Below are 21,966 nucleotides of genomic sequence, written 5' to 3'. Positions count from 1 at the left end.
CCATCGATGACCGATCCCGGCTGGCCAGCCGTCCTCTCCCACGGCGTGGTGACCCTACGCCCTCTCGACCGCACCGACGCCAACGCCTGGACCGAGGCGCGCCGCCGCTCGGCGGCCTGGCTGCATCAGTGGGACGCCACCGTTCCGCCCGGTTCGAGCGCGCGGCCCACGACGTTCGCCAGCCTCGTACGTCGCCTTCGGCGTCAGGCCAAGCGTGGCGTGACCTATCCGTTCGCGATCGATGTCGACGGTGTTTTCGCTGGTCAGGTCACGGTCAACAACATCGTGCGAGGCTCGGCGCAGTTCGCCTCGATCGGCTACTGGATCGACCAGGGCTTCGCCGGGCGTGGGGTGATGCCGCTGGCGGTGGCGCTGGTCATCGACCACTGTTTCACCACCGCGAGGCTCCATCGGATCGAGATCTGCATCCGGCCGGAGAACTCCAACTCGCTCCGCGTCGTGGAGAAACTGGGCATCGACGAGATCGGATATGCGCCCCGATTCCTGCACATCGACGGCGCCTGGAGAGATCACCGTATCTTCGCGATAACGGTTGAAGAATGTCACCAAGGAATGCTGGTCAGGCTCGGTTTGTCACCTGAATGAGGCATTGACTCGGCGTGTCCTGCTGAAATCACACAAGTCACACGCGACACACCACTGCACGTCCGCCTACGGGCTGGTAATGGCTCCTACGCTTCTTAACGTGGACCCGAGCGCACTCATCTTCGTCGCCCTCGCCGTGGCGTGGGCGGTGTACTTGGTGCCCAAAGCGCTCGAACAGACGGCGACGGCCGAGGACGGGACCAAGAGCCGGGCCAGCGCCGCCATCTCGAAGTCCCGCCGGATCCTCGCACGGCGAGAGGCCACCGGCAAGGACTCCACCGATCTGGTGACCGAGAAGTCGTCGAAGAAGTCCGAGGTCGACGACGACGCGACCGCGGAGCCTGCTCCGCGACCCGTCCCGATGGCCGTACGCCGCCGCGCGGCTCACGCCGCGGCCAAGCGCCGTTCGATCGTCCTGGGGGTGCTTGCCTTCGGCTTGGCCGTGGTCGGCGCGCTCGCCGGCTTCGGCGTCTTCGGCCCGGTGTGGATCACGATCCCGGGTGTGCTGGTCGTCGCCTGGCTGGTCACCTGCAGGCTCAGCGTGCGCCACCAGCGCGAGGTCTGGGCACGGATCCCGTTCCCCGAGGACATCCCCGAGCCGGAGCCCGTCGCCCCGCCCCGGGTCACCTTCGACATCGACCAGGACACCGGCGACCTGGTGGCCGTCGTCGAGCACGACGACACCGGCGAGCACCTCCCCGCGGGCGCCTGGAAGCCGGTGGAGACACCGCTGCCGACGTACGTCTCCAAGGAGGCCGCGCCGCGCCGCACCGTCCGCACCATCGACCTGGACGCCACCGGCGTGTGGAGCTCGGGTCGCAACGCCGCCGACTCCGAGCTCGTCCGTCAGGCCGAGGAGGCCGAGCGCGCCGCTGCTGCGGCCGCCGAAGAGGCGCGCGGCCGCGCCACGGGCTCCTGAGGCCATCCTGATTGGGTAACACCCGCGACGAGATGCTAACGTTTCTCATCGCTTGGGGCTGTGGCGCAGTTGGTAGCGCGTCTCGTTCGCAATGAGAAGGCCAGGGGTTCGAATCCCCTCAGCTCCACCCGGTGAAAACCCCGTCTCAGTAAGCATTTCGATGCGGAACGGACGGGGTTTTCTCCTTTTCACTCGCCCGTCCCTTCGTCTCGCGTACCCCCGGCGTACCCCCGGTCCTCATTCAGCCTCTCAAGTCCGGCGCGATCAGCACCCGTGCCCAGGAAGTGGAGGTATCGGTTCGTCGTCGCGATCGACTCGTGTCCCATCCACTGCTGCACCGTTCCGACGTCGACGCCACGAGCGAGCCAGAGACATGCGGCGGTGTGTCGGAGATCGTGCAGACGTCGACCCTGGCCGGTCTGCTCCCACCTCATCGTGCGGACCACGGAGCCACGGTGAAGCAGCGCCCCGGCATCGGTCGTGAAGAGCGGATCTGACGGTTGCTTGCCGATCGTCAGGCCTCGCACGATCGGCAGGACACGGTTAGCGAGAGGGACTCGACGAGACCGGCGACCCTTTGTGGACTTCGTTTCGATGCCCTCGGACCGTGACCGACGCACCATCAGGCCGGGCGTCGGAATCTCCATCACGTCCGAGACCGTCATAGCCCGCGCCTCACCCCAGCGGAGCCCAGTCCAGCCGAGCACCAAGAGGATGTCGGCGAGGCGCTTGTTTCTCTCCTGCCACACCTCATAAGCCGCCTCGAGGTCGCTCTCAGGGAACGGGTTCATTTCCGTTCGCTCGTCGGATTGCTTCGGCACCTTCGCGCCAGTCACAGGGTTGACCATGATGTACCTCTCCCTGACGCACCAGGAGAAGAAGACCGACAGGCTCGCCCGGTACCTGACTACTGAGTCACCGGCCTGACCGTCTGCGAGTAGGCGTTCGAACGACCGCGCCACGTCCCGTTCTGAGACGCTGGCCACCTGCATGTTGAACATGCTCGTAGGCATGAGCCGTTCCAATGCCTGATCAGCTCGAAACGTCTTCTTGGCCACCGTCGTACGTCGGATCACGAGCCACTCAGTCAGCAACTCACGTACCCGACGCTTTCCGGCGCGAGGATCGACGCCACCGACGAGGGCAGCGCGCTCACGCGTCAGCCAGGCCTTGGCCTCACGCTGGGTGTCGAAGGTCTTTGTAGCGACCACTTCCCGGCCGCTCTTGAGGAAGGCCCGGTAGCGCCCCGAGGGTGTCTTGTGCACGCTCATGCCGCTGCCCTCTCTAGCCAAGCCTCGACGTCCGAGCGCAGGTAGCGCGGGCAGGTCTTGGACAGCCATGTCACGCGCGGGCCGTGGCCAATCTGACGCCAGCGGCACAGCGTCGAAGGAGACACGCGCATCCACGCCGCGACTTCTTCCGAAGTCAGATACTCCATCTCATCCATCTCACTGCTTCCTCTCATCGGTTGGTGTTCTTCGTCTGGGCCTTCCACTGGTCGTACTCACGGGCACGGGCTGCAGCGGCGAGAGCGAGGGCTTCGTCTCCGGGGGAGGTCCAGCCGGTGCCTTCGAAGCGCCAGGAGCCGACGACGAGGGTTGTTTCCTCATCAGCGAGGACCCAGGCTTCGAGTTCGTCGAGGTCGAGCAGGACCGCGCGGGCTTCTTCGTTGTGCTCGGCAGCGGCGCGGAGTTCGGCGTATCTGGCACGAGCACGGCGGAGACGTCCGAGGGTGATCGAGTAGCGCCGGGACTTGGTGGAGAAGTGGCCCCGGAACCCGAGCATGTGAGCCCACTTGCCGAGCAGGTCATAGGGATTGACCGTCGACTTGGCGGGCTTCTCGACCTGGCCGGGGAGCCGGTTGGAGGCCTCGTTGATCCCGTAGTGAGCCAGAGCCCGCATCGCCAGGCGGTGACACTGGCTGCCCATCGCTGCCAGGTGGGGGCGCTGGGTCTCGGCGGAGCGGATCGAGTTGGCGTCCTTCGTGGCGTACTTCGCGAGGTATCCGGCGACCTGGCCAGGGGTCAGCACGCCATCAGGGTTGTCGGTGCGGTGACCATCACGGACCACCCGCACATCGAGTTGCTTGCCCCAGCGCAGAATCCGTTCGGTGTTGTCTTCTGCGTCGACAGGTGGAGCGGTGTAGGTGACGGTGCCGGCGGCGTGCTCGACGAGCTGCGCCAGGTCGTGGCCGTCGATCGGGGCCGGCGAACCAGGACCGTCCGAGCCGTCGAGCCGGATGAGGGCGTGGAAGTGGACCAGGCCCCGGGCTTGGTATTCGGCGACCTTGGCGAACTGGACCGTGGCGAGGTGGCGGAGATCCTTCTCCTTGACCCCGAGCCGTTCGGCCAGGGCGCGGCGTAGCGCGATGGTCGTACGTCGCCACAGTTCGGGGGCGAACCACTGCCAGATGATCGCGGAGTCGGTGTCATGGCATTCGTGGCACAGTGGCGCGCCAACGATCGCGTCATCCTCAGCGTGGCGGGCCATGCACGAGATGGGTCGACCGTGGGGACAGCGAGCGCCTTTGTCTCGCGAGCGAGGGCGACACCGCGCGTTGTCGGTGTGGTGCCGGTGCGAGGGGCTGCCGAAGCCGGGAGCGGTGAAGGTGGCGAAGAGCAACGGGTTGTCTGCCACCGTGTTCGGGATCGTCTTCCCGCCCACCAGGCCCGCGTTGATCATGGCGAAGGTGTCGCGGGCGTACGTCCTCGAGCACGACGGGCACACGTCGGCGCGGCGGTTGCCGCAGGGCCGGTACAGGACCCCGAGCGGGGCATTCGCGGACGAGAACGTGCCGACGAGATCCCCGGTCGCGGGGTCGAAGGTCTCCGAGTGGCCGGTTAGGCGGATGGGGTGGGCGCAGTTCCCGACGGAGGCGAGGGTGTCGGCGAACTTGTCGAAGGTGCCGTCACGCCACCGGGCGACGATGCCCGCGGTTTGATCGGTGGTGAGCCCGGACAGATCCAGCGGCGCACCCTCCCCGAACCCAGGGAACGAGCCCCGAGCCGGAGACGATGCGTCACTGTGGATGCCCGGTGCATCCAGGGTCGAGATGGTCACGCGGCACCGTCCAGCGGCATCACGTCGAGCAGGTCGAGCAGGTCGGCAGGCTCAGGGGCACGGTCGACTCCAGCCCACCAGCCACCTGTCGCGGTGCGGGCATACGCGGCGCAGGCGAGACGGACCGGGCAGCCCGCGCAGGTCTCCTGCATCAGCTCGACCAGGACCGTGGGGGTCTCGATCGTGTCGGTTGTCCAGGGCAGCCCACGAGCCTCCCGAGTCGCGCAGGCAGCGTGCTCCATCCATGCCGGGGTGCTCATGCTGCACCCCCGAGGGCGGGAGGCTCCATCGCGCCGGGCGTGGCGGTGGGGTCGGCGGGGTAGAGCGAGGCAACGCGGCGGATCAGGTCGTCGGACCAGTAGTCGGCGCGGATGCGGTCGGTGGAACCGTCCTCGTCGATGATCCAGGCCGTGCCCTGGGCAGCCTTCAAGATCCGGTGTGCCGGGGCGAACGGGGCCATGCCGTCGCCCAGGACCATGTTGGTTTCCATCACCGAGCGCAGCCGCAGCGCGATGGTCTGGGTGAAGAGCCCGCGCATGTCGATGACCTCCTTACGGGGGTCTTGAACGAAGGCGACAACGACGACACCCACGGCGCGGCCGATGGACAGGAGCCGCTTCAACAGCCGCTCGGCCTCCTGCTTCGTGTCCCGGTCGGCGTAGGCGGTCAGTGAGGCGAGTTCGTCGATGACGAGCAAGTACAGCGGGTCACCGGGGCCGGGCTTGTGGTTGCGAGAGCGGCCGCGCATGGCCTCGGTGCGCTCATCAGCGATGCTCACGAACTCCCGCAGCATCTCGACGGCCTGCTCACCCTTGACAGCAATCTTGGTGAACAGTGGGGCACCCATGGTCAGTTCCATGCCGCCTTTGAGGTCGATCCCGTAGGCCCGGACCGCATCGACCGCGATCGCGGGAGCCAGCGAGCAGACCACACCCCACAGGAAGGAGCCCTTACCCGCGCCGGAGGCACCCACAACCAACGTGTGGCGCTGCTCGATCTGCAGGTGGAAGGGATTGCCGGACTGGCGACGACCCAGCAGGACCGACTCTGTTTGCATTCGAGGCTCAGGCAACGCGGCGACCGTGGGGGTCTTGATCAGGTCGCGCATGACGAGCTCGAAGATCACCGTCGAGCCGGTGCGGCGCTTGGGCGGGTAGACCCGGTATGCGTCGGCTGAGTGGGTGGCGGCGAGTTTGGGGGCGAAGGCTTCGAGGTCGGCCAGGGCCTGGCCTCGACGGGTCTTGACCCGCAGGGTCACCGAGTGCGCGGAGGTCTTAACCCGCTTGAGTCTGGGATCGCGCCACTTCTCGATGGACTCCTCACCCACGCCCATCCGCTTGACTCGCTTCGTGCGGCGCTTGGAGAGGCCTGCCTCGCGGGCGACGGCCTTCCAGGTGACCCGCAGGACCAGCCACCACCAGACGCGGCGGCCGATCGAGGCCACCCAGCCGAGGACGGCCAGGGTCCGGGCTCGGGTCGGTTTGATCGCGACCAGGACCGTGACCACCGCAGCGGCACCGGCGAGACCGGCGAGGCTGTAGAGGATCGACTCGTTCATCACATGCTCCCTTCGTTTCGTGCTGTCGAGCTGTTGGAGGTTGAGACCCGCCAGCCGCCACGGCTTCCCTTCCGCGACGACTGGCGGGCGAATGTGGGGCGTGCTCACAGACCGGCCGCTTTGCCGCGACAGATGGAGCACACCGGGGTGGAGAGATCGGGGTAGTCCCAGGTCCAGGCGGTCCCGGCGTTGGGTTGCCCGCACAGGGTGTGATCGGCGTTGAGTCCGGCCAGGTGAGCCGGGTCGGACCCGTCGCCGATCCGCACCAGGTAGAGGCTCATAGCGCTCAGGCGGCCTTGGAGGCAGCAGCGCCAGCGGCGGGCTTGCGCGCCGCGCCGGGGGCGTCCATCCCCGTGGCCGTGAGCGACCACTGCAACTTGGGGCGGTTGCCGGAGTCGTCGATCCAGGGGACCGCGACGAGGTTGGCGAACTCGACCGGGATGAACGGCAGACCGGTGTCGTTGGCCGGGGGCACCGGCTGGTGCTTGGCGAGGATCTTGACGTTGACGGTCTTGTCGTTCTTGCCCGCCTCGGGGTCGGCATCGAGGACCGGCACGGTCCAGGTCGGGAGGCCGGTCTCCTTGTCGATCTTCTGCGGCCGGGTTCCGTCCGGGAGCGGGGCCTGGTCCCAGTCCTGGACCGGCTCGACCGCGCCCACGATGAACGCGCCTGCCGGGAAGACCTGCTCGATGGTGAGGTTCATCCTCCGCTGAATCGCCATTGCTCTACTCCTTGGGTTGCGGGCGGGGTCTGTGTTCCGCCTCACATCCATATAACAACTGTTAGGTCGTGCATGTCAACTGTTATCTCAGACTTTCTCGCTCAATTTCGCCGGATCTGGCGGCGGCGTGGGACAGTTGTCATGACAGTTGTTATTCGAGAGCGGCCGAACTGATCGGCGCGGAGGCAGACATGAGCGACCACGACGGGCGAGGCACGCAGCAGGAGCGCATTACGCGCGACGTGCGTACGCAGATCGAGGCTGGCGTCCTCCGTGACGGCGAGTCCTTGCCGTCGACGCGCGAACTCGCCGCCAAGTGGGAGACAAGCGTCTTCACCGTGAGCCAGGCGTTGAAGGTCCTCGCCGAAGAGGGGTTGATCGAGAACGTGTCACGCTCCCGCCGAGTGGTGCGCTACGAGCGGCCGCAAGCAGATGCCCAGCCAACACGTACGCCGCGCGCCATCCTCATCGGTGGCTACGCCGGGAGTGGCAAGACCGAGCTAGGGCGGATCTTCACCCGCCTGACCGGGTGGCCGATCATCGACAAGGACACGACGACGCGACCTGTGGTCGAGGCCGCTCTAGAGGCGATGGGCGCACAGCCGAGCGACCGCGAGTCAGAGATCTACCTGTCGAAGATCCGGCCGCGCGAGTATGAAGCTCTCATGGCCACTGCCCACGAGAACACCATGTGTGGGGCGGGCGTGATCATCACTGCGCCGTTCATTCGAGAGTTCTCGGATGAGGCGTGGCTGCGCCGGGAGCGCGGGCAGTTCGCCGATGACGGGGTGCCTGTCTCGGTGGTGTGGGTTTCATGCGATGCCGAGAGCATGTTGACCTACCTCCGGCGTCGGGGAGTCGCCCGCGACGCGCACAAACTCGCCCACTGGGACGAGTACCTCGCCGGGGTCGACCTCGACTTCCGTCCGGCCGGGGAGCATCACGTGATCGACAACTCGATCAGCGCCGAGCCGCTCAGGGACCAGGCCGAGAAGTTGCTAGCCGGACTGGCGGAAGCGACCAACTGATGCAGCGCGGGGTCATCCTCTACGGCCCGCCAGCAGCAGGCAAGGACACCATCGATGGCGCCTTGCGGAAGGTGTCGCCGGAGTACGTCCACTTCGAGCGGCTCAAGGTTGGGCCAGGGCGGACGGTTGGCTATCGGCTTGCCGACGACGGAGCGCTTACGGCGCTGAGGGAGTGGGGTGGGATCGTCTGGGAGAACCAGCGATACGGGGCCACGTACGTTGTCGACGAGCCCGGGTTGCTCGACGCCCTGACGCGGGGCGTACCGATCATCCATCTCGGGCAGTCCGCAGCGGTGGAGGCCATGCGTGGATTCGACGCTCCCGTCTCCTGGACCGTCGTCGAACTCACCTGCCCGGAGTCCATCGCCCTAGAGCGACTTCGAGCACGCGGCAGCCACGATCTAGACGAACGCATCGACGCTTGGCGCGAGACTCCGAGACTCCCGACCGCAGACGTCAGGATCGACACCAGCGAGACAGAGCCCGAAGAGGCAGCGCGCCGGATCGATCGAGTCGTCCGGCCGGTTTCGTGAGAACTTTCTCTACTGACTCAAGGCGGCCTTCGGCCGCGAGCGCGGCCTCCGGGGGCGTGCGGCCTGGCGGCCGGTCCCCCTACGTGCCGCGCAAATGAAGAAGAGCGCCCAGTCCGTAGACCAAGCGCTCACTCTCCAACCGTCGACCCGATCGACCGACCCGCTAGCCGTCCGGGACCCTGCACCCCGACGCCGACAAGGCCGACACGTTCAGCAGCTCGACGACCCGGCCCGCATCGTCACATACGCATCCCGTGCCACCGGCGATCACCGTCACGTCGGCCGCCAGGCACGGCAAGAGGCTGGCGACGAGGGGAGGGGACCGCCGCTACCGGCAGGGACATACCCCGCGATGCTCCCAGAGCGATGTAGTTAGGCAGCGTGGGGGCAAGCCCCCAGACCCCCGCCAAGGGGGCCAGATGCCGGACTGAGTAACGCTCCGCCCCCGCGATACAGACTGATGTTGTGATGAGGGTGAGGGGCCGGGAGCCGCCGAGTGGGGGAGTTGTGGGTTCTGATTCGCGTACCCCCGGCGTACCCCGTGGCTGCAAATCGCATGATTGAGAGCAACGCATGCAACGCGTGAACGAGCGTCCCAGCGTGGCCGGAGATACCCCGTGACACCTTCGCAATGAGAAGGCCAGGGGTTCGAATCCCCTCAGCTCCACCCGGTGAAAACCCCGTCTCAGTAAGCATTTCAATGCGGAACGGACGGGGTTTTCTCCTTTTCACTCGCCCGCTCCTTCGTCTTGTGCCCCCCCCCTGGTGCCCCCGGGTTCTTCTGCGCACCCCTGTGGCCGCTGTCGTTGAGCCGGTCCAAGCCCGCAGCGTCGGCACCCGTACCGAGGAAGTGCAGGTAGAGATTCGTGGTCGCGATCGACTCGTGGCCCATCCACTCCTTGACTGTCCCGACGTCGACACCACGAGCCAGCCACAGGCACGCTGCCGTGTGGCGGAGGTCGTTGAAGCCGCCGCCCCTGGCCGGTCTGCTCCCACTTCAAGGTTCGGGTGACGGCACCTCGGTGGAGGGTCGCCCCGGTGTCGGTGGTGAACAGCAGATCGTTGGCCTTCTTGCCGGTCGTCATCTGCTGCACGAGGGGGAGCACCCGGTTGGCCAGGGGGACCCGACGGGAGCGCCGCCCCTTGGTGGACTTCGTCTCGTGACCCTCGGTGCGAGAGCGACGGACGCGGAGACCAGGGACCTGATCGAGACCGCTTACGACGCGATGATCAAGTACGCCGGCGCGATCAAGACAGGCACCGCCTCCACGGAGGCGATCTTGCGCAGGTTCATGCGCACCCCCACCGCGCACCCGGCCTACCAGGGCATGATCGAGCTCGGCGACTCCGGCCCGCTCGGCCCACCGAGAGCAATTACCCTCCTCGACTTCCTCGAGGCACATCCGGGCTATGGGATCTCGGTCTCAGCCATCGTGGCGACCCTCGAGCGCCGCGGGACCATCCGAACTCAAGGGGAGCCGGTGAAGGGCTTGGCGTGGCGATCCAGCCACGTCTACAACGACCAGCTCCCGCATCGCTACCGGGTGTCGGTGTTTGGGCACGAGCTGCTGGATCGACTCCGCGAAGCTGTGGACGGACCAGCGGCACCCCAGACCCACGTCGCTGAGGACGAGCAGTGACCGCTCGACCTCTTCAGCATTGATGACATGATAAGAGTCATTATCATGCGGAGGAGTGCCGGTTATCGACGCGGCCTCTGCGTTGATGGCGAGCATCTCCCCGCGAGATTCGAAGAAGTCGTGGAGTTGGCGGTTAGGTTCGCCGGCGGAGTGCTGGAGTGCCGGGGGCCACACACGATGCTCCGTGACAGGCTGCGACCTAGGCTTGGTCCTGAACGCTGTCGCAGTGTGTGCGCGGACTCCGCGAATACTCCGCGAAAACCCCTTCGAGAGACCCCGAGATCGGTCGAGGCTATGGAGCAACGTGGGCCCTGTCAGCGAAATCGATGATGGATGTTCGCCCAGGTCAAACGGTGGTTACTCGTAACCATGCCGAGAAATCTCGAGACTCGGGCACTTGGTGAAGGGTGCCAGGCACCAAGAGAAGGCCAGGGGTTCGAATCCCCTCAGGTCCACCAAGGAATCGCAGGTCAGAACCGCTGTCCAACATCCTGAGTAGAAGGATGATCGGATGGCGGTTCCGCGTTTATTCCGCACTTTGGCCCTCGCTGAGCGTGACCCACGCCCGGAGACCGGGCGATCTCTCGGGCCGTCTCGATGCTGCATGGCACGACTGGCGCACCTGAGGGGAATGACCACTCACACCACGAACGCCAGCACCGAGACCACGGCCCACATGTCCGGCATCGAGCCGGTCCTGTCCCTGACCGAGCTGTGCGAGCACCTGCACGTGCCGGCCCAGACCATCTACGACCTGCGGCAGCCAGGGTCGCGGTCCTCGGGGATTCCGGGTCGGCCGCTCCGGGCGGCCGGGAACAGACCCAGCCTGCCCGCCCTGACTCCACCCGCCACCCCTGGAGACTCTCGGATGCCACTGCCCTTGCCGCCGCGACCTCCCGCCGCCGCGCGCCACGCCGATGCCAACGACGGCGACCCGCTGTGAGGGCGCCCACCGGCGCGGCCCGCAAAGCTGGAGACGGGAGTGTCATCGTGAGTGCCCTGAGCGCGGCCACCGTGCGGCGCGCCCGCCCGGGCCGGCCACGGCACATACCGGAGACAGCCACCACCAAGTCGCCACGTGAGCAGATCCTCGAGGCAGCCGTGCGGCTGTTCACCGGCAAGGGGTTCGCAGGAACCTCGACACGGGAGATCGCCGACGCGGTCGGGATCCGGCAGGCCTCGCTCTACTACCACTTTGCGGGTAAGGACGAGATCCTCACCGAGCTTCTCGGGATGACCGTGCGTCCCAGCCACGACAAGGTCGACCGGATCATCGCCGCGACACCGGCGGAGGACGCCGAGGGGCTGGCAACGGCGCTGTACTTGCTCGCTCTGGTCGACATCGGCACGCTGGCAGAGGTCCCGCACAACATCGGCATGCTCGCCCGGATGCCCGACGTCGTCACTGCTGCCAATGGTGAGGTCTTCGCGGGGTTCCGGCTGGACTACCGCGAGATTGCCGCGGCGTACGCCGACTTCGGCGGACGTCTTTCTCAGGTCAACGGCCTGGTCGTGTCGGCCGACGGTCTTGCGACGATGCTGATCCAGCAGGTCGAGGCCGTGATCACACTGCGCACCGACGGAGTTCTCGGTCGACCGTGATCGCACCCGCGAGATCGCCGACGCCTGCCTACGCCTGTGCGGCTGCGACCAGGAACAGGTCAACGCAGCCAGGAGCCGTGCGGAAGAGCTCCGATCCGCCATACACGAGGAGTAGCGCTGTCGTAGATGCATGAGGCGCCGCGCGTGACCTTCTCGCTCGTCGGCGTCTCAGAGGCCGATTCCCGGCTCGGGCGGTAACGGCGGCGTGGTCTGCGAACGCGGCGGAACCTGGGACTGTCGTGCGGGTGTGCGGTGTCGGTCGATGCGTGGTCGGCGTCGGGGGTCGATGTAGCGCGGCGTGATGTTTGGGCCATAGCGGTCGATGTCGTCGGCCGCACGATGAGCGGCGTGGGCGGGTCCGAGGTCGGCGCGGTCGCGGCTGAAAATCTCGACCCATTGACGGCGTGCGTCGTCGATGTCGTCCGCGACCAGGTGGGCGGTGTTGTGCTGGCGTCCGCGGGTCATGGCGACGTACGCGGCTGCTGCTCCGGTGTGTTCGCCGATGAGGAAGTGCGCCTCCTCGACGGTCTCGCCCTGAGCACCGTGGTCCGTGGTGGCGTAGGCAAGCTCGACATGCTCGGCCACGTAGTCGGCCGGCAATCAACGTACGCCAGCCGAGCCTCGGATCTTGAGCGCACCGTTGCGACCGACCACAGTGACGGTCCAGCAGTCGCGGTTGGCCACGTCGAGGGTCCGGTGGTTGCTGTGGGTCGCGATCCGGTCGCCGACGCTGATCCGCTCCCGGCGCTGGTCACCGTGCATCTCGCGGTACCCGTGACGTCGGGACGACCCTCTCTGACCGCTGCGTTGATGGCGGCCACCTGTTCGCGGGTGTCAGCCATCAGCAACGGTCCCTGGTCTGTGGCGCCGAGGAGGGCGTGAGCTTCGAGGCGCTCGACGTCGCTCGCATGAACGACGATCTCGCCGCGGCCGAGGAGTTGGTCGAAGACATCGGCGGCGTCGCGGCCCTCGCGCATCCTCAGGCTGAGGTCGGCGTAGGTGGGGTCGGTGAACCGGTGGACCATATCGAGGGTGAGGTGGGTGCTGTTGTCGGTCCAGCGGGTGGCGAGGTCGAGGACGCCGCGGCAGCCGACGGCGGGGAGCTGGTGGCGGTCGCCGATGAGCGCGAGCCTCGCCTGGGCCTCGTCGGCGATGATCAGCAGGGATCGGGCGAGGTCCTGGTCGAGCATCCCGGCCTCGTCGACCAGTAGCAGGTCGCCGGGGTGTAGCCGAGCGTGCCGATGCAGCGAACGTGTGTCGTTGGGTGGGCTGGTCGGGATGCGTTCCCGGTGGCCGTCGTTGTCCCAGCGGAATCCGTGTTGGTAGGCCAGCCAGGCTGCCGAGGATGCGGCGCCACGGACCTCGAGGCCGGCGACCTTGGCGGCCTTCTTTGTTGTGGTGACTACGACCATCCGTGCCCGTTGTCGTCGCAGCTCGGTTGCGGTCGCTGCGAGAGTCTTGGTCTTGCCCGACCCTGCTGCGCCCTCGACCACCAGCAAGCGACCGCTGCCGGTCAACGCCTCGACGACCTTGCGTTGTGCGAGGTCGAGACCCTGAGGGTCGGGGAGCATCCCCGGTGCCACGGTGCTTTTGACGCGTTCAGCGAAGCGGTTGTTGAGGTCCGCCCGACCTCGAGCACACGTCGCGAGGTGAGAGCGCGCACGTGCTCGGGCACATCGTCACGAGCAAGGAGCGGCTCACATCGGCTGATCGCCCGGGCTGTGAGGTCCTCGGCAACCCCCGCCGGACAGGTGCCTCGGCGGCGATGCCTACCTCGGCAATCAGCTGTTCGGCGCCGCCACGGATCTCCGCGGCGTTCCACGCCGAGGCCTTGGCACCGAGCTGATCCAGGATCAGGCCTGCTGCGAGATCTCGGTCGAGGGTCCCGATCGCGGTCACCGGCAAGGGCGCGGGAGCATGCGGGTCCCGGTGGCCGAGTGCGTACAGTTCCTTGACCCAATGGTGAGCGATCGCGCCGGCGTCGGCCGGCGACGCCTTGTCGGGACGTGCATCCGCCCATGCCCGCGCGTCCCATGTTCGCCTGAGGCGAGGACCGGGTTGCTCCCCCGGATGCTCCCCCGCCATTGGGCCTCATACCGCTCGATGTTCCGGGTGATCTGCCGGGTGCGAGCCGAGAACTCGCCCACGAACCCGCGCAGTTCGTTGACCTCGCCAGATGCGAGGTCGCGGGTGTACCCGTGAGCGGCCAGCGCTTGCCGGAATTCGGGGTCGCTCATCACGACCGCGTGCCCGATTCCGTTGATGGCCGCAATGCTGTCTCGGGCTCCGACGGTGTGCAGGCCTCACCACTTGGCTTGGGCGAAAACGCGCGCGTTGAACTGAAGGTGCAGGTGCCGATGGGGGTCCCCCGCTCGTGAGGTGTAGTGCCTGATTGCCGCAGCTTCCAAAGACTCGACCGGTACCTGCACCTGCCGACCCTTCGGGCCCACCCGGGTGGTCCCGTGCTGCGCCACCCACCCAATGACCTCCCGCGCAGCACGTGCCTGGGCCGCGTCGTAGGCTGCTCCGACCTCCGGGTGGAGTGCAGCGGCGAGGGACCAGGTCTTCGGGCCGTTCACGATGACCTCGACGAACCGCACCGGCTTTCTCTTTCCGCCGTCGGGGAGCAACCGGCCCTTCGCCGCGCCGGTGTCGACGTCGTAGCCCGCGACCCACCGTTCATAGGTGTCCCCGTCCATCGGCCCTCTGCCAACCACCCTTGCCGGGGTGGCTTCGAACCGGTCGGCCAGGCCTGAACCCTCGGCCAGGTAGTAGTCATCAGCGCGCGAGTGGTCCTTCTCGAGGTAGCTACGGGCAGCCTTCGCTGCGCCGGTATAGAACTTCACTCCGCCATGCACGCCGACCCCCTACGCCAGCGGTTAGCGAACGACTCCGTCAACGTTCGTCGACAGCCGTCACCGACCCTGAAAATGCACCTCGGGCCGCCGAAGGCGGCCCGGTGGTTCCCTACCTTCGTAGCATGCGTGCTGAGAGCATGTGAAGTTGTTTCAGCGCAGGTCAAGCCGGATTTTCGACAGACGTCGACATTCGTTGATAACCGTCGAAGAGACCGGATAGCCCGCAAGGGCCGAGGACCAAGACGGACGTGGAATGAGCCTCATAGGCGACCTCGGCGATGGTGGTGTTGCTGATGCCGAGGTCGAAGGAATGAAGCTTGTCCAACGACGACGTGGCGGCGAACATCGCCACCATGTCTGGGGTGACGTCCTCTGAGAGTCCGCTGAGTCCAGGTCGCTCAAGTAATCGCCGCCCTACATCCGCACCTCTGTGGTGGGTCGCGCACTCCGCGATCGTCGAGAAAGAGTTGAGGTCGGGTGAACGACAGAGGTGGCGCGCGCGTCGCCTCGCTGGTCTCGCCGACCGGGAGTTCGACGCGGATGGCGAGTCCCGCCTAGGGCTGAGGGTCGGCGGTGAGTGGGTCCGGTGCGGGAGTGTGTGCTCAGTTCGAGGGTTTGATGATGCTAATGTTGTAGGAGGTTGGCTGACTGTCGGAGGGGCCAGTGGTAGCGAAGGGTTCTGCTGCGGTGACACCGCCCATGCCCGACCGATCCATGCGCGATCTGGTCGTCCAGGTGTTCAAGGCGCTAGCGGACCCGACCCGACTCGACATGCTGCGCTTGATCGACAGCCTCGGGGAGTACCCCTGCACCTCCCTCGAGCATGCGCTGCCGGTGGGCAAGTCGACGATCTCCTACCACGTCAAGATCCTCAGCAACGCGGGCCTGGTCTCGGTGCGCCGGCAGGGTCGGAACTTCTTCTACACGCTCCACCGCGACGTCCTCGACTTCTACGCCCCCGGGCTGCTGCAGCGGCTCGCCTCCGACCCGATGCCGACCGCCGGGGACCTGACGGACTCATGATCGACAGCTGATCGGCGGCTGATCTTTCGCTGTTCTGAGTTCGTTGACGCCGCTCCGTCATCATCGGCGCCGGCGCTCCTCCGTGTCGTCGCCGCATCCCAGGCCTGCATGCCACCCTTGACCCTCCGTTTCATTCCATGGTTCAGTATCTATCGAATTATCGAACGGAGGAGTGGCATGGTTCGACCCGACGAGCGCGCCCTCATGGCGACCGGAACAGGTCCAGGAGGGTCGGTGACGCACATGGGCGACTACCGCGCGGCGTTCGAGCGCAGTCAGCGCGATGCCAGCGCCTTCTGGCTCGAGGCTTCGGAGGCCATCAGCTGGCAACGTCCTCCAATGACGGCGCTGGACGTGAAGCAAGCGCCGTTCTACCGCTGGTTCCCGGACGGGGAGCTCAACACCTCCTACAACGCGCTCGACCGGCACGTCGAGGCGGGCCGGGGCGGCCAGGCCGCACTCGTCTACGACTCGCCAGTCACGGGGGCGCGCCGTACGTATACCTACGCGGAGCTGCAGGACGAGGTCGCCCGGTGTGCCGGCGCCCTGGCTGATCTCGGGGTTGCGAAGGGCGACCGTGTCGTCGTCTACATGCCGATGGTGCCAGAGGCAGTCATCGCGATGCTCGCCTGCGCGCGGTTGGGCGCCGTCCACTCCGTGGTGTTTGGAGGGTTCGCGCCCAAAGAGTTGGCCATCCGCATCGACGACTGCGAACCAAAGGTGATCGTGACCGCATCGTGCGGGATTGAGCCGCACCGTCTGGTGGAGTACAAGCCAATCATCGACGAGGCCTTGGCGACCACCCGTCACCAGCCACATAGCGTCGTTGTCTTGCAACGCGAGCAGGCGCCTGCGGTGCTCGGGCCGCGCGACCATGACTGGGCGAAACTGTTGGCCGACGCGGAGCCTGCTGATCCGGTCCCGGTAGCAGCCTCAGACCCGCTCTACATCCTTTACACCTCAGGCACGACTGGTCAGCCCAAGGGTGTGGTCCGTGATAACGGCGGCCACGCTGTTGCTCTCGCGTGGTCGATGCGCTACGTGTACGACATCGGCGCGGGGGACGTGTGGTGGGCAGCCTCCGACATCGGATGGGTCGTCGGCCACTCCTACATCGTGTACGCACCGCTGCTGGTCGGCGCAACCACGGTGCTCTACGAGGGCAAGCCGGTCGGGACCCCCGACGCCGGCGCGTTCTGGCGCGTCGTCGCCGAGCACCGGGTCAAGGCACTCTTCGCCGCCCCAACGGCGCTGCGCGTCATCAAACGCGAGGACCCGCCCGGCGCGCTGCTGGCGGGTCATGACCTCTCCGGCTTCTCTGCCCTGTTCTTGGCCGGGGAGCGGCTCGACCCCGAGACGCTGAGGTGGGCCCACGACCTGCTCGGTGTCCCCGTGCTCGATCACTGGTGGCAGACCGAGACCGGCTGGGCCGTCGCGGCGAACCTGCGCGGGATCGAACCTATGCCGGTCAAGGCCGGCTCGGCGACGGTGCCGGTGCCGGGATTCGACGTTCAGGTCGTCGACGAGAACGGCGAGCCTGTCCCGCCGCGGACTGAGGGCGCCATCGTGATCGGGCTGCCACTGCCGCCCGGCACGCTGCTGACGCTGTGGAACGACGACGAGCGGTACGTCGACTCCTACCTGAGCAAATATCCCGGCAGGTACCTGACCGGCGACTCAGGCTACCTCGACGAGGAAGGCTACCTGTTCGTCATGGGGCGCACAGACGACGTTATCAACGTCGCCGGGCATCGGCTCTCCACCGGTGCCATGGAGGAGGTGCTCGCCGCGCATCCGGCGGTCGCCGAGTGCGCCGTGATCGGCGTGCCTGACAGCCTCAAGGGACAGGTGCCGCGCGGTCTGGTGGTGCTCAAGACCGGTCTACAGATCGACGAGGACGTGCTCTGCGACGAGCTGGTCGCGGCCGTGCGCCATGAGATCGGGCCGGTGGCCGCGTTCCGAGACGTCACCGTCGTCGACGCCCTGCCAAAGACTCGCTCGGGCAAGATCCTGCGCCGCACGATGCGGGGCATCGCTGCGGGGAACGACGAGGCGCTGCCGGCAACGATCGACGACCCCACGGCACTAGACGCCGTAACGGCGGCCTTGCGGCCAGTACGAGAGGATCCTCGATGACCAGCAACGACGCACGCAACCCGGAGATCGGGACCTCCGTCGATGCCGGAGGGATCATCACAAACGTGCACGATGTCCTCGCCACCCGCCGGACTCCTGAGTCCGGCACCGTCCTGCTGCTGCACGGCTCCGGTCCCGGGGCCACGGCGTGGGCCACCTGGCGCCCGACCATCCCCGCCCTGGCGAGCAACCTGCGCGTCGTGGCCCCTGACATACCCGGCTTTGGTCACACGCAGCGCCCCGCCGATGGGGTCTACACGCCGTCGCTGTGGGTCGACCACCTGCTCGCGCTCCTCGACGCCCTCGGACTGGACCAGGTCAGTGTCGTCGGTAACAGCTTCGGCGGCGCTCTAGCCCTGCGTCTGGCCGTCGAACACCCCGACCGCGTCGACAGGCTGGTGCTGATGGGCAGCGCCGGACTATCGTTTCCGGTCACGCTGAGCCTCGGGAAGATCTGGGGCTACCGGCCCTCCTTCGAGGCAATGCGTGGCCTGGTTGATGCGCTCGCCTACGACGCCTCTACCGTCACCGACGATCTGGTCCGGCTGCGCTTCGAGGCCTCCACGCGGCCGGGTGTGCAGGAGGCGTACGAGCAGATGTTCCCGAACCCACACCAGGATGTCTTGGAACGCCTGGCGGTGCCCGAGGAACGTATCGCCACCCTCGCGCACGAGACGCTGGTGATCCACGGCCGCGAGGACGGTGTGATCCCGCTCAGTTCGGCCGCCCGACTCCTCGAGCTCATTCCGCGGGCCGAGCTCCATGTCTTCGGTCAGTGCGGCCACTGGACGCAGTTCGAGCATCCGGAGCGCTTCAACGCAGTGCTCTCGACCTTCCTGAACCGTTAGCTGGGCGAGACCGGCGTGAAGTTCGCTATGTTTATTGCGGGTAGATGCGCCACACTTATCCACTCGCTATTCGTGGCGATTCGGGTGGGCAAGACGAGGAGATATCTGGTGGCCTAAGCAGGATGTGCCGCTGCCGGGCGGTATTCCCCGTGTCGCCCGCCGATATCCGGTGGATATCGGTCAGTAGATGCTGGCCGACAGATCCAACCCCAGTGCTCGTATCTTGCGGTAAAGCGTGGACCGGGCGATCCCGAGGGCCAGCGCTGCCTGGTGCTTGTTGCCGCCGGCCTCGCGCAACGCTTGCAGGATAGTCTGTGCCTCGACCTGCTCCAGCGCCGTCAGTTGACGGCGCGCGGCGCGGGCGGCGTACTCAGGAGGCAGGTCGTTGGTTCCGATCCGCCCGGTGGAGCGACGGGCGAGTGTGCGCCGCACCAGCGCTCGCAGGGAGTTGAGGTTGCCGGGCCACTCAAGTCGGGTGAGGGCCTGCACGGCGTCTGGCGTCCATGCCACCGCGGAGCGGCCGCGGGCCGCGTCCGCGGAGAACCGCACGAGCAGGTCGTGGAGGTCGTCGAGTCGGTCACGCATCGGCGGGACCTCGAGGACCGAGTCGAAGGAGTCCAGCAGTGCGTTGTGGATCATCGGCTCGCCGGCGCTGCGGGCGGTCGCCAGCAGTCGGGCGGGCGGGGTGCGGCGCAATGTGGTCAGAGTCGCGAGTGCCGTTGAGGGCGTGAGGGAGTCGGCGTGGCGTACGACCAGAGCGGCGCCAGGGGTCAACTGCGACTGCAGGTGCAGGATCCAGCCGTCTTCCCCACGGGTGGACGCTTCCACAGCGTCGACGACACCTAGGTCGGACAGATCATGAAGAGCGCATGCCACCGCCAGGCGTCCCGACCCGGGCTCACCGATGACCAGGGTGGCGTCCGCAACGTTGCGCAGTGGCTGGGCACGTCGGCACAGCGCTCGCCACTTCTCGCTGTGGCCGACGAGTCCGGGCAGGGACGCTGCAGGCTCAGGCAGCGCGTTCGTCTCGGCCAGTTCTCGGGCGGCTGGGTCCTTGCGCAGAATGAGTATGGCACCCTCGTCGGCGTCCTCAGGAGACAGCGGCCGGCAGTCGACCTTCAGGACCTGACCATCAGGAAGCGTCAGTGTGCGTGGCTCGCTGTTGCGGTCTCGCAGGCTTCGCCGGGCATGCTCCCAGAGCAGGGTTTGGTCGACGCCGCCGAGCAGCCGGGCCGCGGCTGCATTAGTGATGATGGTCGTGACGTCGAGCGCGACAATGGGGTGGCGTACGTCCCGGTTGTAGGTCGTGTAGGCCTCGAAGAGCCGCCGCTCCCGCTGTGAGGCTCGGATACGGAGCGCCTCCTCAACGGCCATCATGAGCTCAGTGACCCAGGACAGCATGACAGGAGTGGTGTCAGCGACTCGGCAGATCAGAGAGACGCTGCCTAGCAGGGTGCGCCGCACCGGATGGACGATCGGGGCGCTCGCGCAGCTGTACTGCTTGAACCGCTCGGAGAAGTGCTCCGGGCCGCGGATCATCTCGGGGGTGCCGGTAAACATCGTGACCAGACCCGTCGTGCCAACCGTGGACTCGTCCATCATGAAGCCGGCCGCGACGCCCTTAGTGTCCAGGCCCGCGGCCAGGTCGTGATCGCGCACCCACCGTCGCAGCACGCGGCCATCGCGGTCCGTCAACACCAGCGCACACGCGCTCTGGTCGAGCGCGGCGGTTCGCTTCTCCACGAGCGGCGTCACGGCGCGCACAAAGTAGCTGTCGAGGTCGATCTCGGCCAGCGGCACAGGGGTGACGGCCTCGGGTGCTAGTCCTTGCAGACGCGAACGGCGCCAGGACTCATACACTGTGGAACGCAGGTCCACTGTCTCGCCGCCCTGGACGTCCAGCGAGTTCGAGAAGACGTCCTCGCGTGTCTTGCTGACGGTGCGCAGCCAGTCGTCCATCTCTCGCTCCCTTGACTCAAGCGTCGTGCCCGGCGGTGCGATCGGCGGCTCTCCCGCCGAATACAATCCCGTCTCTCGCGATGTTACCTCCGTCACATGCCCGCGATTGTCGCGTAACGAGACACTTCGTCGGCGCGGACATCCCTGAGGCGCCGCGTCGCCGTCAGCCGTTGGCTAGCGGCACTCGCGACTGAAATTCCACTTCCCGTCGGTTAATTCGACTTCGAAAGTCCCGGCAGCATGTCGCATTTCGCTACAGCGCCCGTGGCGGCGGTCACATTCGTCCCGGAATGCGACATCTGGAAACACGATCGCCGTGGCAGTGTTCCCGGCATCGAAACCGGGCACATCCGGTCGAAATTTCGAACTGTTTCTGCATTCCGCGTCCAGAAGAAAGGCACTCCGTTATGACTCCAAGCTTCCAACTCCTGTTCCAGAACTCTGACCCCAACCAGAGTGACGCCGAGCTCTACCGCAAGGACCTGTACCTCGCTGAGCTCGCGGAGCCGCTGGGCTTCTCGGCCATCTGGTGCGTGGAGCACCACTTCGACGCCGAGTACTCCATGTGCCCTGACAACATGCAGCTGCTGTCCTACCTCGCTGCGCGCACCAACTCGATCGAGCTCGTGCCGGCGTCGATCATCCTCCCGTGGTGGGCCCAGCCGGTCCGCGTTGCGGAGAAGGTCGCGATGCTCGACATCCTCGCGGGCGGCCGTGTCCGCCTCGGCCTTGGGCGGGGCCTGTCCCGCATGGAGTACGCCTCGCTCGGCATGGACATGAACGAGGCCCGCGAGCGGTTCGACGAGTCCGCCGAGATGGTGCTGCGCGCACTCGACACCGGCGTGATCTCGGGCGACGGACCGCGCTTCCCTCAGCCCGAGGCCACGATCGCTCCCGCTCCACCGCGCGGGTTCCGTGACCGTACGGTCTGCATCGCCATGTCGCCGGACTCGATGGACGTCGCCGCCGAGCTCGGTGCCGGTATGGCGACGTTCGTACAGTTCCCGATCGAGCAGCACGCCCCGCTGATCGAGAAGTACCGCGAGGCGTTCCGCCAGAAGCAGGGCCGTGAGGCGCCCGCGCCGACGCTGACCGAGTTCGTCTACTGCGCCGAGGACCCTGAGGAGGCCAAGCAGACCGCCACCGAGTACATCTCGCGCTATTTCATCCAGGTCATGCGGCACTACGAGTTCGGCGGCACCCACTTCTCCGGCACCGCCGGGTACGAGTCGTACAACGCGGTGGCCGAGATCATCCGCGACGCCGGCCAAGAGGCATCGGCCGCCGCCTATGTGGACGCCCAGACGTGGGGCACCCCCGAGCAGATCATCGAGAAGATCAAGGCGCGCCGAGCCGTCATCGGCGACTACCACCTCAATTGCGCCTTCACCTACGCAGGCCTGTCGCACGACAAGGCCGAGGCGAGCATGCGCCTGTTCGCCGAGAAGGTCATCCCGGCCATCAAGGAGCTGTGA

The 21,966-nt window shown here is 66.9% G+C and carries 24 protein-coding genes, 1 tRNA gene and 1 pseudogene; 12 read left to right on the top strand and 14 right to left on the bottom strand.

The annotated features are described in order from the left end of the window. Nucleotides 1–6: 6 nt before the first annotated feature. The 3 genes from ABZ796_RS11330 to ABZ796_RS11320 all read left to right on the top strand — a co-directional run bounded on the left by ABZ796_RS11330 (nucleotide 7) and on the right by ABZ796_RS11320 (nucleotide 1,652). Nucleotides 7–606 carry a GNAT family protein gene (locus ABZ796_RS11330; protein ID WP_357336958.1) on the top strand — a complete coding sequence of 200 codons (600 nt, stop codon included), beginning with the start codon at nucleotides 7–9 and terminating at the stop codon, nucleotides 604–606. A 100-nt stretch (nucleotides 607–706) separates the two neighbouring features. After that, a complete protein-coding gene (locus ABZ796_RS11325; protein WP_357336956.1) occupies nucleotides 707–1,525 on the top strand; it encodes a hypothetical protein in 819 nt (272 codons plus the stop codon). A 54-nt stretch (nucleotides 1,526–1,579) separates the two neighbouring features. Beyond that, nucleotides 1,580–1,652 (top strand) — tRNA-Ala (locus ABZ796_RS11320). Between the two features lie 61 nt (nucleotides 1,653–1,713). Here ABZ796_RS11320 and ABZ796_RS11315 read toward each other — a convergent pair. From ABZ796_RS11315 to ABZ796_RS11285, 7 genes are all read right to left on the bottom strand, one after another. Then, a complete protein-coding gene (locus ABZ796_RS11315) occupies nucleotides 1,714–2,796 on the bottom strand; it encodes a tyrosine-type recombinase/integrase (protein WP_357336955.1) in 1,083 nt (360 codons plus the stop codon). Beyond that, nucleotides 2,793–2,972 carry a helix-turn-helix domain-containing protein gene (locus ABZ796_RS11310; RefSeq protein ID WP_357336953.1) on the bottom strand — a complete coding sequence of 60 codons (180 nt, stop codon included), beginning with the start codon at nucleotides 2,970–2,972 and terminating at the stop codon, nucleotides 2,793–2,795. The genes ABZ796_RS11315 and ABZ796_RS11310 overlap by 4 nt, the downstream gene beginning before the upstream one ends. Nucleotides 2,973–2,986: 14 nt before the next feature. Next, on the bottom strand, nucleotides 2,987–4,585 hold the full coding sequence (locus ABZ796_RS11305) for a replication initiator (RefSeq protein WP_357336952.1): 1,599 nt from the start codon (nucleotides 4,583–4,585) through the stop codon (nucleotides 2,987–2,989). Continuing rightward, entirely contained in the window at nucleotides 4,582–4,845 is a 264-nt protein-coding gene (locus ABZ796_RS11300) for a hypothetical protein (RefSeq protein WP_357336951.1), read from the bottom strand. The genes ABZ796_RS11305 and ABZ796_RS11300 overlap by 4 nt, the downstream gene beginning before the upstream one ends. Further along, nucleotides 4,842–6,143 (bottom strand): FtsK/SpoIIIE domain-containing protein, encoded by a 1,302-nt coding sequence (locus tag ABZ796_RS11295; protein WP_357336949.1) that lies wholly within the window; start codon nucleotides 6,141–6,143, stop codon nucleotides 4,842–4,844. Before ABZ796_RS11295 ends, ABZ796_RS11300 begins: the two co-directional genes overlap by 4 nt. A 104-nt stretch (nucleotides 6,144–6,247) precedes the next feature. Next, nucleotides 6,248–6,424 carry a hypothetical protein gene (locus tag ABZ796_RS11290; RefSeq protein ID WP_357336948.1) on the bottom strand — a complete coding sequence of 59 codons (177 nt, stop codon included), beginning with the start codon at nucleotides 6,422–6,424 and terminating at the stop codon, nucleotides 6,248–6,250. A gap of 5 nt (nucleotides 6,425–6,429) precedes the next feature. Next, on the bottom strand, nucleotides 6,430–6,864 hold the full coding sequence (locus tag ABZ796_RS11285; protein WP_357336946.1) for a plasmid replication, integration and excision activator: 435 nt from the start codon (nucleotides 6,862–6,864) through the stop codon (nucleotides 6,430–6,432). Between the two features lie 191 nt (nucleotides 6,865–7,055). Here ABZ796_RS11285 and ABZ796_RS11280 point away from each other — a divergent pair, with 191 nt between their 5' ends. Next, a complete protein-coding gene (locus ABZ796_RS11280) occupies nucleotides 7,056–7,892 on the top strand; it encodes a GntR family transcriptional regulator (RefSeq protein ID WP_357336944.1) in 837 nt (278 codons plus the stop codon). Further along, nucleotides 7,892–8,425, top strand: a complete 534-nt coding sequence (locus tag ABZ796_RS11275; protein WP_357336943.1) for an AAA family ATPase — start codon at nucleotides 7,892–7,894, stop codon at nucleotides 8,423–8,425. The genes ABZ796_RS11280 and ABZ796_RS11275 overlap by 1 nt, the downstream gene beginning before the upstream one ends. 697 nt (nucleotides 8,426–9,122) lie before the next feature. Here the strand turns inward: ABZ796_RS11275 and ABZ796_RS11270 are convergent. Beyond that, on the bottom strand, nucleotides 9,123–9,356 hold the full coding sequence (locus tag ABZ796_RS11270; RefSeq protein WP_357337046.1) for a hypothetical protein: 234 nt from the start codon (nucleotides 9,354–9,356) through the stop codon (nucleotides 9,123–9,125). Between the two features lie 229 nt (nucleotides 9,357–9,585). Between ABZ796_RS11270 and ABZ796_RS11265 the strand changes: the two genes are divergently transcribed. From ABZ796_RS11265 to ABZ796_RS11255, 3 genes are all read left to right on the top strand, one after another. Beyond that, nucleotides 9,586–10,065, top strand: a complete 480-nt coding sequence (locus ABZ796_RS11265) for a Tn3 family transposase (protein ID WP_357336941.1) — start codon at nucleotides 9,586–9,588, stop codon at nucleotides 10,063–10,065. Nucleotides 10,066–10,696: 631 nt separating this feature from the next. Next, nucleotides 10,697–11,008: a hypothetical protein gene (locus tag ABZ796_RS11260; protein WP_357336940.1), complete on the top strand. Its 312-nt coding sequence runs from the start codon at nucleotides 10,697–10,699 to the stop codon at nucleotides 11,006–11,008. Between the two features lie 47 nt (nucleotides 11,009–11,055). Next, a complete protein-coding gene (locus tag ABZ796_RS11255) occupies nucleotides 11,056–11,667 on the top strand; it encodes a helix-turn-helix domain-containing protein (protein ID WP_357336938.1) in 612 nt (203 codons plus the stop codon). A gap of 168 nt (nucleotides 11,668–11,835) precedes the next feature. Here ABZ796_RS11255 and ABZ796_RS11250 read toward each other — a convergent pair whose 3' ends face one another. From ABZ796_RS11250 to ABZ796_RS11230, 5 genes and pseudogenes are all read right to left on the bottom strand, one after another. Continuing rightward, complete coding sequence (locus ABZ796_RS11250) at nucleotides 11,836–12,267, bottom strand: helicase C-terminal domain-containing protein (protein ID WP_357337049.1); 432 nt, start codon at nucleotides 12,265–12,267, stop codon at nucleotides 11,836–11,838. After that, nucleotides 12,268–12,429, bottom strand: a complete 162-nt coding sequence (locus ABZ796_RS11245) for a hypothetical protein (protein WP_357337048.1) — start codon at nucleotides 12,427–12,429, stop codon at nucleotides 12,268–12,270. It lies immediately after the preceding gene. 212 nt (nucleotides 12,430–12,641) lie between these two features. Next, nucleotides 12,642–13,238: pseudogene (locus ABZ796_RS11240) on the bottom strand (AAA family ATPase); the annotation flags it as partial. A 732-nt stretch (nucleotides 13,239–13,970) separates the two neighbouring features. Further along, a complete protein-coding gene (locus tag ABZ796_RS11235) occupies nucleotides 13,971–14,513 on the bottom strand; it encodes a relaxase domain-containing protein (RefSeq protein WP_357336936.1) in 543 nt (180 codons plus the stop codon). A gap of 172 nt (nucleotides 14,514–14,685) precedes the next feature. Next, the gene (locus ABZ796_RS11230; RefSeq protein ID WP_357336934.1) at nucleotides 14,686–14,880 is read right to left on the bottom strand and encodes a hypothetical protein; all 195 of its coding nucleotides are present in this window, start codon (nucleotides 14,878–14,880) and stop codon (nucleotides 14,686–14,688) included. Between the two features lie 344 nt (nucleotides 14,881–15,224). On the opposite strand from ABZ796_RS11230, the gene ABZ796_RS11225 reads away from it, so the two are divergent. The 3 genes from ABZ796_RS11225 (at nucleotide 15,225) to ABZ796_RS11215 (ending at nucleotide 18,532) form a co-directional block, all read left to right on the top strand. After that, nucleotides 15,225–15,548, top strand: coding sequence for a metalloregulator ArsR/SmtB family transcription factor (locus ABZ796_RS11225; protein WP_357336933.1), 324 nt, complete (start codon nucleotides 15,225–15,227; stop codon nucleotides 15,546–15,548). Between the two features lie 243 nt (nucleotides 15,549–15,791). Continuing rightward, nucleotides 15,792–17,684, top strand: coding sequence for a propionyl-CoA synthetase (locus ABZ796_RS11220; protein WP_357337045.1), 1,893 nt, complete (start codon nucleotides 15,792–15,794; stop codon nucleotides 17,682–17,684). Then, a complete protein-coding gene (locus ABZ796_RS11215) occupies nucleotides 17,681–18,532 on the top strand; it encodes an alpha/beta hydrolase (protein WP_357336931.1) in 852 nt (283 codons plus the stop codon). Before ABZ796_RS11220 ends, ABZ796_RS11215 begins: the two co-directional genes overlap by 4 nt. 180 nt (nucleotides 18,533–18,712) lie before the next feature. Here the strand turns inward: ABZ796_RS11215 and ABZ796_RS11210 are convergent, their stop codons facing one another. Then, nucleotides 18,713–20,491 (bottom strand): helix-turn-helix domain-containing protein, encoded by a 1,779-nt coding sequence (locus ABZ796_RS11210; protein ID WP_357336929.1) that lies wholly within the window; start codon nucleotides 20,489–20,491, stop codon nucleotides 18,713–18,715. A gap of 407 nt (nucleotides 20,492–20,898) precedes the next feature. Between ABZ796_RS11210 and ABZ796_RS11205 the strand changes: the two genes are divergently transcribed. Further along, complete coding sequence (locus ABZ796_RS11205; protein WP_357336927.1) at nucleotides 20,899–21,966, top strand: LLM class flavin-dependent oxidoreductase; 1,068 nt, start codon at nucleotides 20,899–20,901, stop codon at nucleotides 21,964–21,966.

The sequence above is a fragment of the Nocardioides sp. NPDC047086 genome, assembly GCF_040643685.1.
Lineage (GTDB): Bacteria > Actinomycetota > Actinomycetes > Propionibacteriales > Nocardioidaceae > Nocardioides.
The sequence above is the reverse complement of the archived record's forward strand: the minus strand, read 5'-3'. Positions and strand labels throughout refer to the sequence as shown.